Origin of the sequence: Niallia taxi (genome assembly GCF_032818155.1) — a bacterium.
GTDB classification, from domain to species: domain Bacteria; phylum Bacillota; class Bacilli; order Bacillales; family Cytobacillaceae; genus Niallia; species Niallia taxi_A.
In genome coordinates this window covers 792,689-805,475 of record NZ_CP102589.1, presented here as the reverse complement: position 1 = coordinate 805,475, position 12,787 = coordinate 792,689, and the positions used below count along the sequence as shown (strand labels likewise).

At 42.1% G+C, this 12,787-nt stretch carries 9 protein-coding genes; 2 read left to right on the top strand and 7 right to left on the bottom strand.

The features are described from left to right. Positions 1–112: 112 nt before the first annotated feature. Both NQZ71_RS04000 and NQZ71_RS03995 read right to left on the bottom strand, forming a co-directional pair. A complete protein-coding gene (locus NQZ71_RS04000) occupies positions 113–520 on the bottom strand; it encodes a YkvA family protein (RefSeq protein ID WP_317011354.1) in 408 nt (135 codons plus the stop codon). 129 nt (positions 521–649) lie between these two features. Beyond that, positions 650–1,576: a glycoside hydrolase domain-containing protein gene (locus NQZ71_RS03995; protein WP_317011353.1), complete on the bottom strand. Its 927-nt coding sequence runs from the start codon at positions 1,574–1,576 to the stop codon at positions 650–652. A 410-nt stretch (positions 1,577–1,986) separates the two neighbouring features. Here NQZ71_RS03995 and NQZ71_RS03990 point away from each other — a divergent pair, with 410 nt between their 5' ends. Beyond that, positions 1,987–5,493 carry a S8 family peptidase gene (locus NQZ71_RS03990; RefSeq protein WP_317011352.1) on the top strand — a complete coding sequence of 1,169 codons (3,507 nt, stop codon included), beginning with the start codon at positions 1,987–1,989 and terminating at the stop codon, positions 5,491–5,493. Between the two features lie 147 nt (positions 5,494–5,640). Here NQZ71_RS03990 and galU read toward each other — a convergent pair whose 3' ends face one another. Further along, entirely contained in the window at positions 5,641–6,537 is an 897-nt protein-coding gene (gene galU, locus NQZ71_RS03985) for a UTP--glucose-1-phosphate uridylyltransferase GalU (RefSeq protein ID WP_127739104.1), read from the bottom strand. 312 nt (positions 6,538–6,849) lie between these two features. On the opposite strand from galU, the gene NQZ71_RS03980 reads away from it, so the two are divergent. Then, positions 6,850–7,611 carry a YtvA family blue-light photoreceptor gene (locus NQZ71_RS03980; RefSeq protein WP_260054349.1) on the top strand — a complete coding sequence of 254 codons (762 nt, stop codon included), beginning with the start codon at positions 6,850–6,852 and terminating at the stop codon, positions 7,609–7,611. A 448-nt stretch (positions 7,612–8,059) separates the two neighbouring features. Here the strand turns inward: NQZ71_RS03980 and arfA are convergent, their stop codons facing one another. Genes arfA through NQZ71_RS03960 form a run of 4 tightly spaced genes read right to left on the bottom strand, consistent with a single transcriptional unit; the run spans position 8,060 to position 12,725 of the window. Further along, positions 8,060–9,565, bottom strand: coding sequence for an arabinosylfuranosidase ArfA (arfA, locus tag NQZ71_RS03975; RefSeq protein ID WP_144454119.1), 1,506 nt, complete (start codon positions 9,563–9,565; stop codon positions 8,060–8,062). Between the two features lie 31 nt (positions 9,566–9,596). Next, the gene (locus tag NQZ71_RS03970) at positions 9,597–10,439 is read right to left on the bottom strand and encodes a carbohydrate ABC transporter permease (protein WP_144454121.1); all 843 of its coding nucleotides are present in this window, start codon (positions 10,437–10,439) and stop codon (positions 9,597–9,599) included. Continuing rightward, positions 10,436–11,365 (bottom strand): carbohydrate ABC transporter permease, encoded by a 930-nt coding sequence (locus NQZ71_RS03965; protein WP_317011350.1) that lies wholly within the window; start codon positions 11,363–11,365, stop codon positions 10,436–10,438. Before NQZ71_RS03965 ends, NQZ71_RS03970 begins: the two co-directional genes overlap by 4 nt. 58 nt (positions 11,366–11,423) lie before the next feature. Continuing rightward, positions 11,424–12,725, bottom strand: a complete 1,302-nt coding sequence (locus NQZ71_RS03960; RefSeq protein ID WP_144454125.1) for an ABC transporter substrate-binding protein — start codon at positions 12,723–12,725, stop codon at positions 11,424–11,426. Positions 12,726–12,787: the final 62 nt, after the last annotated feature.

The window sequence follows — 12,787 nt, the reverse complement described above, 5'->3', positions numbered from 1 at the left end:
TAAAAAAGAAAAAAGCGGTTTTCATATGCCAAAAGATATATTTTACACCAGTCTAAATACCCATAATTTACTATTAGAGGATTTTCTCAGCTTCCATTTCACCTATAAATAGTTAGCCGCCGATTTTCGCATCAATTTCTTTTGTGCTGACATTATCTCCAAACCAATCTGCTAATTTCTGTTTTGCCTTTTGTTTCGTATCTTCATCTATATACATGGCTACTTGGATCAATGCAATTCCTAATGCTCCGAGATCATCTGTGAAGCCGATGCCGACTGCCATATCTGGAATTAAATCAACGGGAAGAATGAAATAACCTAATGCTCCAATAATGGTTGTTTTTGCCCTTACTGGCACATCTGGCTTCTTTAAGGTGAAATATAAAAGCAGGACTGCATACACGACAGAGGCACCTGCCTTTTTCGCAAACTTCGTAAGCTTACCCCAAAACTTTTCCTCGGAAAAATGCTTTCCCGCGTCCTCCAGCTTCACTTCGAGCTCTTCCTTGTTCTTCTCCATCCCCACTCGCCTCCCTTTTGGTTTTCTTACTTCTATCATACTAAATATTGGCTGTAAATGTATTGCTGTTAGCCTTATTTGGAAAAACTTTCATAAAAAAACACCCCTCGTTATTAAGGGGCAGCATGTCTATTTGACCTGGATCTTTTGGTTTGGATGGATTAGGTGGATATTTTTGATTTGTGGATTGAGCTTTTGGAGGGTTTTGAGGCTTGTGCCGTATTTTTGCGCAATTTTAGTGAGGCTGTCGCCTTTTATGACGATATGGTATTTTGCTCCCTCACTTGCTTCAGGATTAATCCACGAGCCTGGTACACCCTTTTGTTTTGTCACATTTACCATTCCTGCTGATTGATTAAAGAGGAAGTAGCTTCCCTTCTTTACAATGCCTTTTTTATTTTTGCCTTGCTTTGCATCTGCGGCTGTCATATAGGCTCCTGTCTCGGCTTTCACCTCAAAGGTTGCCACTTCAGATTCCTGTATTGTCCAGCCCCAATCGCCTGGACTTTTGCGGATATCATTCCTGTCAATGAGCACTCCTGCGACTTTAATATTGTTTTTATACTGGTGCATATGGATGAAATCAGCTACCTTCCCATATGACCATGCATATGTCTGCCAATAATAATCGGCCAGTCCCTTGACTGCAAGCATTACCGTATATGAGCCGTAGATTCCTAGCTTATACGTATGAAAGGATTTACGCACACCGTTGAAATAGGCAAGGATATGTGGGATTGCCCTTTTGCCTGCATCAAAGTCGACTGCGAAATAAATGGCTGTTCCTGCTGGCTGGCCGACATTTTGTGCGGCTTTCACTGCATCCCTTCCGTCCTGTCTTCCTTGCTCCTCTGTAAAATACGCTGACCTGTCGGCGCTTTTCTGAAAAATACTGACAAGCTTTAAGCCAGCGTTCCTTATCGCCTTTGCCTCAGCAGCATCAAAGGTCTTCCAGCTGTTCCCAAGATAGCGGGCTGTATAAGCAAATCCTGCTTTCTTTAAAGCACTTGCTGTTGTTATATTAAGCTTTGTCGCACAATCAAACCCTCTTGCCATATTTATCACTCCCCTCTTACCTATATATAGAAGAAATTTTCGATTTTAGGCAGGCTTGTGAGAAAAAAATCCCCGCTTGCGGCATTACCTTTGCGCTGAAAAATGGAAACATGAAGAGTTGTTTACCTCATTCAGCAAAAGGATGCGGATTGACCGCAGCCACCCTTTTTTATCAATGATGTTATTTTACCATGTCTGGTTGACCATACTCTGTCTATTAGCCTGCTTTGCTTCGATACTCAGGTCTATTTCTCTGATCTTTTCCCCTCCAAAGACTAAATACCTACAAACTTTTATCACAACTAGGGACAAATGAATAATTTTTCCATTTTTACTAGATATTAATAACTTTTTTCCAAAAAAAATGCTTTAATAGATTAGTAATCTATTAAATTTCTAGGGGGAACGAAATGGAAAACAGCAAACGCAAGCTTGGTTCTATCTTTACTTTTTTACTAGCATTTGTTTTAGTTGTCAGCACTTGGACAGCGCTTCCGGCAGCGGCCGCAGAAACAGCTGACGCGGGAGAAACGCTTGCAGGTGGCACGACTCTGGAGGAAAGCTTTGCAGATGGAGAGAATGTTAAATGGTTTAAGTTTACTCCTTCTGCTGAAGACACGAAGAACTTTACACATTATGAATTTACGTTAGATTCAACAGAGGAAATGAATGTTTCTGTTTACTCAAGCCTTGATAAGGCTAATGCAGATGACACATTTGATCAATATCGGAGCTACAGCTATACAGAATCGCCAGCTGTTATTCACTTTCCATTAGCATGGGTCGGCTCTTATTATGTGAAGGTTGAGTACTATCCTTATTATGAAGAGGAAGAGCTTGGGCAAGAGGAGCTGCCAGAGGGCGAAGAGATAGAAGATACAGAGCCTGTTGAAGTGGACACTTCCTTTACATTAAAGGCAAATGGAACAACTCTTGCGCCATCAACAGATATAGAATCAGCAGAGGAATGTCCTGTTGAGCTAAGCACAAGCGAGCAAAAGGATGGTCTAGCTATCTTAAAGGACTTGCGTGAAATCAGAGATTCGATTTTATCTCAAACAGATGAAGGCAAAAAGCTATCATCCTTATATTACAAGGTCGCACCTTTCTTAAGTGCGAAAATTATCTTTGATGACCAGCTTCGCAGTGACGTTTTAAAGAATTTGCGCCAGCTGAAACCAATTTATACGGAATTACTTAAAAACGGCACAAGCTCGACGTATACTTTCACAAGTGCAGATGTGAAGGCAATTAACAGTCTCTACAAATATATGTATGATGCAGCACCAGAGGCATTGAAGGAGCAAATTAAAAAGACAGAATCGAAAATTAATATCAGCAATTTGGAGGATAAAACACTATCAAGTGTGTTTTCTAAATTGGGAGCTTCCACAACCGCTATTTCTAACAAGAACACTTCCAACAAGTATATCGTTAAGCTGAAAGCAGGCAAAAGCCTGTCTACCTTTAAAAGAAGCGCACAATCTGCCCAAAGTGAAACAATTGAAAACCTAGGCAGCTCTGATAAAATCGCAGACGATTTATATGTTATTGATCTCGGCAGTGAGGTCAAAGCAAATGGCTATTCTGCACAAGCAAAAAACAGTATCGTCAACTCTGTGAAAAAATCATCGGCGGTTGAATATGTGGAACAAATACAAACATATAAAGCATTAGGAACGACAAGTGATGTTTCTAATCCATACCAATGGTCTCTTTCCAACACTGGCCAAACACAAGGGACGAGCGGTGCGGATATCCAATTCGGTCCACTTCACTCCCTGCTTCATGTAGCAAAACCAAGTGAAACGGTTATCGCTGTTGTTGATACTGGTGTTGACAGCACACTTGCTGATCTTAACAATGTTTTGGCAACAGAAGGCTATAACTATATTGGCAACAATAATAACGCGCTAGATGATAATGGGCATGGAACACATGTGAGCGGTATTATCGCAGCAGGCATGGATAACGGCTACTCTATTTCCGGAATTCATTCTAATGCGAAAATCCTCCCTGTCAAGGTTCTTGACGCGAGCGGCTACGGGGACACAGAACAAATTGCGAAAGGAATTAAATATGCTGTTGATAAAGGCGCAAAGGTTATTAACTTAAGTCTTGGCGGCACATACAGCAGAACATTGGAATATATGCTGCAATATGCGTACAAGCATAATGTCACAATCGTTGCGGCGACAGGAAATGACGGCTCTGAAGAATTAGGCTATCCAGCATCAAGCAAATATGCGACTTCTGTTGGAGCTACAAATGATATGGACCTTGTATCCGATTATTCAAACTATGGCATTGGAACAGACTTAGTCGCACCAGGCACAAATATCCCAAGCCTTGTGCCAAACGGCAATGTCACATACTTTAGCGGCACGTCTATGGCAACACCGCATGTTGCAGCGGCAGCAGGACTGCTTCTATCTTTGAACAATAACTTAAAGCCAGCAGAGGTAGAAAAAATTCTGACGGAAACAGCAAAAGACGTTGCCTTTGAGGAGCAGGACAACCCGTACAAGTTTGAAGAAACTTTCATTGAAATTACCGAGGACGGCGAGGTTATTTATGAAGAGGGAGACTCTCTTCCTCCAGGCTATGATTATGTTACTGGCTGGGGTCGTCTTGATGCCTATGGCGCCTACAGCGCATTATTGCTGAAAGCAACTGTTGGGGATATCTATAACAGCAGCTATGCAATTAAAGGAACGGCTGAAAGCGGCACGGCTGTCAGTGTGAAAATTGGCAAAGAAGTGAAAAAAGCAACAGCAGACAAAAAAGGTAATTACAAAATCGAGATTCCATTACAAAAGGCAGAAGGTCTGCTTGAAGTAGCATTTGAGAAAACAGTAAATGGTGTTAAAGCGAAAGCAACGATTCGCACAAGTGTGTTGGAGGATACAACACCGCCTAATGCACCGAAGGTTAATAAAGTTGGCGATAATGACACGAAGGTAACAGGTACAGCAGAGGAATATGCGACAATTACTGTTAAAGCGAACAAGAAAACAATCGGCACAGCGAAAGCAGATAATGCTGGCAAGTTCTCTGTCAAAATCGCCAAGCAAAAGCAGGGCACAAAGCTAAGCGTTACAGCAACGGACGGCGCGAAGCTGACAGGCAAGGCTACATCCGTTACAGTTGGCGACAGCACACCACCAGCAGCACCGACTGTTACAGGCACAATTAGTGACAAGAGCACAAAGGTAGAAGGAAAAGCAGAAGCTAATGCTTCTATCGACATTAAAGACGGCAAAAAGGCTGTTGCTAGCGGTAAAGCAAACAGCAAGGGCGCTTACTCGATCACGATTAAAAAACAAAAGGCTGGCACGAAGCTAAGCATTACAGCAACAGATAAAGCGGGGAACACAAGCAAAGCGAAAACAGTCACTGTCGCAGACAAAACCGCTCCAAGTGCACCAACTGTGAGCGGCACAATTGGTGACAACAGTACAAAAGTGACTGGAAAAGCCGAGGCTAATGCTTCCATTGAAATTAAAGATGGCAAAAAGAAAATTGCAAGTGGGAAAGCAGACAGCAAAGGAGCTTACTCCATCAAGATTGGTAAGCAAAAGGCTGGCACAAAGCTGAGCATTACAGCTAAGGATAAAGCGGGCAATATCAGCAAAGCAAAAACAGTTACTGTTGCAGATAAAACCGCTCCAAGCGCACCTAAAGTGAACAATGTAACAACAGCAACGACAAAGGTTAAAGGCAGCACAGAAGCAAATGCAACAGTGACAATCAAGGTCAACAATAAAGTACTTGCAACAGGAAAAGCAGACAAAAAAGGCAGCTACTCTATCACGATCAAAAAACAAAAGGAAAAAACAGTCCTTGCAGTAACAGCAACAGACAAGGCTGGCAACATTAGCAAAGTGACAGAAAAAAAGGTTGTGAAAGCTAAATAATAGCAGAAGCCAGACACAGAGTAATCTGTCGTCTGGCTTTTTCGTTTTACTGCTTTATCACCTTGCTTCCTTCTCAAAAAAAGTGAGAGTGAACAATAGAGAACAAAAAAGAACAGGACAGCTGCCTGCCCTGTTCTTCCTTCATTATTAGATGATTTTCACTTCAGCATTCTCATGCTTTTTCATAAGCTGCTTCATGTAATCAATAAGTTCTTGTTTCATTTCGTCCTGTTGCAGGGCGAATTCTAATGTTGTTTTCACGAAGCCAAGCTTTTCACCAACATCGTAGCGGCTGCCTGCAAAGTCGTATGCAAATACTCGTTGAATTTGGTTCAGCTCTTGGATTGCATCTGTCAGCTGAATTTCACCGCCTGCTCCTGTTTGCTGCTTTTCAAGGAACATGAAGATTTCTGGTGTAAGTACATAACGACCCATGATTGCCAGGTTAGATGGTGCTGTTCCGCGCTTTGGCTTTTCAATGAAGTTCTTAACTTGATAGCGTCTGCCTTCCTGTTGGATTGGATCAACAATTCCGTAACGGTCTGTTTCACTTTCCGGCACAGTTTGTACTCCAATTACAGGTGAAAGTGTTTCATCATATTGGTCAATAAGCTGCTTCAAGCAAGGTGTATCACTTTGCACGATATCATCGCCTAATAATACAGCAAATGGCTCATTACCGATAAAGCTTTTCGCACACCAAACTGCATGGCCAAGTCCTTTTGGCTCCTTTTGACGGATATAATGGATATCAGCAAGGTTTGAAGAGTATTGAACCTTTTCTAACAGGTCAAATTTCTTTTTCTCTAACAGGTTTTGCTCCAGCTCATGAGCATAGTCAAAGTGATCCTCGATCGCTCTTTTTCCTTTTCCTGTTACAATGATGATGTCCTCAATACCTGAAGCAATGGCTTCCTCCACGATATACTGGATTGTCGGCTTATCAACAATCGGCAGCATTTCCTTTGGCATTGCCTTTGTTGCAGGCAGGAATCTTGTCCCTAAACCAGCTGCTGGAATAATTGCTTTTCTTACGTGTTTCATTTTATCCTCTCCTGTCTTCTCTCTATCTAAAGATATCATAATATGTAAGCTTGAATTTTTGCTTAATTAAATGTTCTTAATAACGTACATTTATGGTAACATTTTTCCTTAGAATTGGAAAGAGTTTTTCTACACAATTTTATCATATTTATTAATAATGGTAGAAAATGTAACGAATTAGTTGCATTGGGCGCTTCTTTCTGAGTTTAAGTGCCGACTATGGTCAATGTCTTTTTCCTTTTGTTATAATGGATTTAGATTAGAGAAGAACAACAGAAGGAGGTAACGGATATCCAACAACATTATTCTGACATGTTCAGGGACAGCTTTATAAGGGAAGCAGTAGAAAGGGTCGGAACAGGCATTGTTATCACAGACCCGAGTATCGCTGATAACCCAATTATTTACGTAAACAAAGGTTTCGAGCAATTGACCGGATACGAAGCAATAGATATTCTTGGCAAGAACTGCCGCTTTCTTCAAGGCGATGACAGAAATCAAGGTGCGGTTACAGCACTGCGGAATGCAATCAAAGAGGAAAAGCATATTGTTGTTCAACTGCGCAATTATCGCAAGGATGGTCACTTGTTCTGGAATGAACTTGAGCTTTCCCCCATTCGAATTGGAGAAGGCAATAAGCTGTTTTTTGTCGGAATCCAAAAGGACATTACAGAAAGAAAGGAATCAGAGCAGCTTATCAGCGAGTATTTAGAGCAGATAGCCAATCTTTCTACACCGATCATTTCCATTAATGAAAAAACATCCATTTTACCACTTATCGGTGATTTATCAATGGACCGGTTTGATCAGCTTGTTAAAGATATTGCGATTTATGTGGGAAATAGCAAGGAAGATTATTTCATCATTGATTTGCAAGGCTTATTAAAATATGATGAGGTTGTACATAATGGTCTTAAAATGATTAACGATATTCTCGCATTAATGGGAACAGAGCTCATCATCAGCGGTGTCCAGGTAAAAATGGCACAAGACACAATCAATTATACAAATGGCAATGAGTTAAATATCCGTTTTTTCCAATCATGTAAACAAGCACTGCAATCTTTAAAATAACCAAAGCAACAGTCCCTTTTTTAATAAAAGGGGCTTTTTTTGTATACATTCTTCCCCTTTTAGCAAACTAAGAGAAAAGGAGTTGAATGACCAGTGCAATTTTTGTTTAGTATTGTACAAATGCTTTTTTCGAGTGTTCTCCTTAAGCGCAATCTCGACTGGCACAGAAAACTTGTTGCTGTCTCCTTCCCGATCTTTTTTCTTGCGCTGCTTGCCCAGGCCGAATATATCACTTATCGCACAAAGAGAAATGGCTGATAATATTCATATAGTTTTTACATTAAGTACGTATTCTGTTCATATTTGTCCACTATGATGAAAGAAGCGTGGATAGCATGCGTGGCTATCATTGGCATTTGGCGTAGGTGGGGCCGATGCTGCAAAAAATTAACTATAACTCTTTTTCTACATAAACAGCCATGCTCGGACGAGCATGGCTGTTCCCAATTTATTTCGCCAGACGGATAACATTCCAGGAAAGCTTTGGCAGCATTGCGGAAAGTGCGCCGTCCCTTAAGCTTGCGTCACCGTTTGTATGTGGCTTAACGGCTTCTGTTTTAGCAGAGTTTGTTTGCTTAATATCGTCATTTTCGAGGACAATATGCTCTACCACTTTATAGCCTTCAAAGTTGCGAATATCGCACTCCAACAGTAAGCCGTCTTGAAGATCTCTGTTAACTGCAAAGATCGTCAGCTCCTCGTTTTCTTCATTGTATACAGCAGTTGATTCTAATGTCGGCACATCTGTGAAATCCTTGCTGTCATATTTCGGACTGGAAATGATCGGATTTAAGGCAACACCTCTCCCGTAAACGGAGGCATGCATATATGGATAGAAAATCGTCTGCTTCCAGGCAGGACCGTTCTCCTCTGTCATAATTGGCGCAATCACATTCACAAGCTGTGCAAGACAAGCAATCTTCACCCTGTCAGCATGCTTCAGCATGGTTATCAGCATACAGCCGACAAGCAGCGCATCCTCGAAGTTATAAATATCCTCAAGCTGTGGTGGGGCAACTGTCCACGGCTCTATCAGCTTATCTGCTTCTCTTGAGTGATACCACACATTCCACTCATCAAAGGACAAATGAATTTTCTTTTTGCTGCGTTTTTTGGCTTTAATATAATCAGCAATTGAAACTACAGACGAAATGAAGTCATCCATCTCTAAAGACAGAGCTAAATAGTTGCTGATATCATTACTATGATTGCCATAATATTGATGTAAGGAAATATACTCAACATGGTCATACGTATGATCCAAAACAGTTGCTTCCCATTCTGCAAATGTCGGCATGCTTCTGTTCGAGCTTCCACAGGCAACAAGCTCAATATCAGGGTCAACCCATTTCATCACCTTTGCTGCCTCCTGAGCAATCCGGCCATATTCAGCCGCTGTCTTATGACCGATTTGCCAAGGACCATCCATCTCATTTCCTAAACACCATGTTTTGATTTTGTGTGGCTCACGATAGCCATGGCTTATGCGCAAATCACTATAGTACGAGCCGCTGTCATGGTTGCAGTATTCAACCAAATTCCGCGCTGCATCGATCCCTCTTGTGCCGAGGTTAACTGCCATATTCACCTCTGCCCCTGCCTGCTTCGCCCACTCCATAAACTCATTTGTGCCAACAACATTCGGCTCTGTCGTCCGCCAAGCAAGCTCGAGACGGCGCGGTCTGCTTTCAACAGGGCCTACTCCGTCCTCCCAGTTGTACCCTGACACGAAATTCCCGCCAGGGTAGCGGATCAATGGAACCTGCAGCTCTTTAATCAAGCCTGTTACGTCCTTGCGAAAGCCCTTTTCATCTGCATCTGGATGACCTGGCTCATATATGCCTCCATACACGGCTCTACCGAGATGCTCAATGAATGATCCATAAATCCGGTTATCTATTTCAGCAATTTTAAAATCCTTTTCTAAAATCATCTTCGCTTTTTTCGTCATCAATGGTTCTTCCCTTCATACAGTTTTTTAGTTGTTAACCCTTCACACCGCCGGCAGTCATGCCTTCAATAAAGTAGCGCTGGAAGAAAATATACAGAAGCAACACTGGGAATATTGCCATAACAGACCCAGCAATCAGCACATCATAGTTGTTGCCGTATGGCGTCAGCAATGTCGATAGTCCAATTGGCAATGTTAAATTCTCGCTTGATCGTAAAACAATCAACGGCCACAGGAAATTATTCCAGCTTCCAAGTGCTTGCAGAATGGCCATCGAAGAAAAGGCTGGTGTCATTAACGGCATCATCACGCGGAAGAAAATGCCGATTTCTGTACAGCCATCCACCCTTGCTGCATCGAGTAAATCACGAGGCAATCCGCTTGCGTACTGACGGAAAAAGAAAATGGGAATCGGCGCAACGACAAACGGCAGAAACGCGCCAACTAATGTGTCCATTAAGCCAAGGCTCATTGTCAGCTTATATAATGGCAGCATGATGATTTCGACTGGAATCATCATGACAATCAAAACGAGTCCAAAGACAACATTCTTTAGCTTAAAGTCATAAACAGCAAGGCCGTAGCCAACCATGCTTGTCAAAAGCAGGCAGGATAAAGTAGAAGCAATCGTGATGATGATGCTGTTTTTATACCAAATGAAATAATCTGTTTCTCCGTTGAACAAATAAGAATAGTTATCTAATGACAAAAGGTCTGCCTGCAGCTTTAGATTCAGCCCGTACCGCATAATTTCCGTTGATGGCTTTAAGGAGCCGAGTGTGATTGCAAAGAGCGGGAATAAGGCGAAAATGCCGATTACTACAAACAGCAGGATAAGCAGGATGGACGACAGCTTCCACTTTTTTTTCGGTTTCATCCTTGTTCCTCCTTTTTGAATATGCCGAAGAACTTCAGCTGGATCAAGGTGATAATCAGGGTGATAACAAGCAAGGCGATACCAACAGCAGAGCCGAAGCCGAGATTATTCTGCTCGATTCCTTTTTGGTATAAATAGCCGACAATCGTCAGCCCAATATTATTAGGTGATCTGTTGCTGCCATAAAGCATATAGCTCTCAGCAAACATGGAGAAGCCGCCGTAAATGCTGATTGTAAAAACATAAATACTGATTGGCTTTAATAGTGGCAGTGTTATATGGTAGAACTTCCTCGCAGTCGTTGCACCGTCTACCTCGGCAGATTCATAAAGCTCCCGCGGAATATTTTGCAGTCCTGCGAGGAAATACAGGATGTTGATACCCATCCACTTCCAGGTTGCCAGCACAACAAGCACGAACATGCTTGTGCCGCCATGGTTCAGCCATGCCTTTGGCTCCATGCCAAAGTTCGTTAAAATTGAGTTCAGCAATGCCCCTTCTTGTCCGCCGAAGATTAAACGGAAGATCATCCCGGCAACAACGACAGATGTCAGTGCGGGTATGAAGGTTACAGAGCGGAAGAAGTTCTTCGCAAACATCAGCTTAGAATTAAGGAAAACAGCAAGCACAAGCGGCACTGGAATTAAAATAATTAAGGTCAAAAGCGTATAAACAGTGCTGTTGCGGATCGCTGTTAAAAAGGTTGGATTCCATAACTCCTTATAGTTGTCTAAACCGATGAAGGTCGTTTGTCCTGGCAGAACCTCCTGAAAGCTCATAATAACAGTCGTAGCAACTGGATAAGCAAAAAAGATTAGAAAAGACAGGATGAATGGAAAAATAAAAAAGTAAGGCGCTGCATTTTGCGAATAAAGGAGACTTCTTTTCTTCTGTTTCCTAACACCCTGTCTGCGGCTTGCTTCCATATTAAAATCCCCCCTTATAGGCAGGAGGCAAAGGCAATTTGCCTCCTGGTGTTATTCCTTATTTAATCTGACTTGCTGCCTCCTCGAGCGCCTGCTTTGGATCCTTCATTTCCACTAATGTCTGGAACAAGATCGTCGTCTTGACAGCATTGGAGACATCTGGCGTTCTTTCGCCAATATTGACACCTTCAATTTCATCCTTCACCTCAAGCAATGTGCTGAAAATATTCGGACCGAAATATTCCGTGAATTTATTCTCCTCATTTACTTCAGGCAAATCCCACACATCAGAGCGGATTGGGTCAAAGCCAAGCTGCTTCCAAATCTCAATATTGCCTTCCTTCGAAAGCTTAGCGTAGGCAAGGAATTTCTTCGCAACATCTGGATCTTTAGACTGGTTTGTTACAACAGTGCCTGTTCCGCCCATTCCTGCTGAGCGAGGAGCACCTTCAGACCATGCAGGCATTGGTTTAATCACGATTTTCCCTTTCAAATCAGGCATATAGTCAGTGAATCTGCCCATATACCACATTGGCATCCACACAGATGCTGCTCCGCCATTATTCATGAAGCCGTAATATTCCTCTGAGTGATGATCATTACCTGGCGATGGAATCGCAATGCCTTCTTTAACAAGGTCTTGCTCATATTGCAGCACCTCAACAATGCGTGGATCTGTCAGGTTCACCTCACCATTTTCCTTCAACAGGTCATCCTTGCCTTCAAGCTGAGCAACCTGCGGCCAGAACGACCATTGGTCTTCAATATCAAGTGTTGTCATTGGAATGCCTGTTTTCTCAAGAACTGTTTTGCCTGCTTCCTTGTAGTCAGCCCATGTTTTAATGTCATCTGGATTGACGCCGGCTTTATCCATAATTTCTTTATTGTAATAAATAACTGCAGCACCTACGTGAAAGTCAATTCCATATGTCTTGCCATCCTTCGCATAAATATCAAGACGTGATTGCACGATATTTTCCTTTTCAGGATCAATCACATCATCTAATGGAAGAATCTGCGGCTCTCCTTTTAAGAAGTTGCCGAATTTGGATATTTCCACATCAGAAATATCAGGAGCTCCCTTGCCTGACTGCAGTGCAACAAGCAGCTTGTTATGCAAATCCTCATAAGGATATGTAGTGGCTTTAAGGCTGATTTGGTCATCAGGATTCTCCTCATTCCACTTCTCTGCCATATGCTCATAATATTGTTCATGGAGCTCATTAAACGTCCATAATTCAATCTTTGTTCCTTTACCGCCGTTCGAATAGCCTTTATCCGAACTGCCCTTATTACAGCCTGCTAAAAACATGGAGCTTACTAGAATGATAGCCAGCATTCCTAAAAGACCCTTTTTCATCCCTTTTCCTCCTCATGGCTTGTTGAAAAAACACTTTATTTTAAAAAAGCTTAAAATGTTTT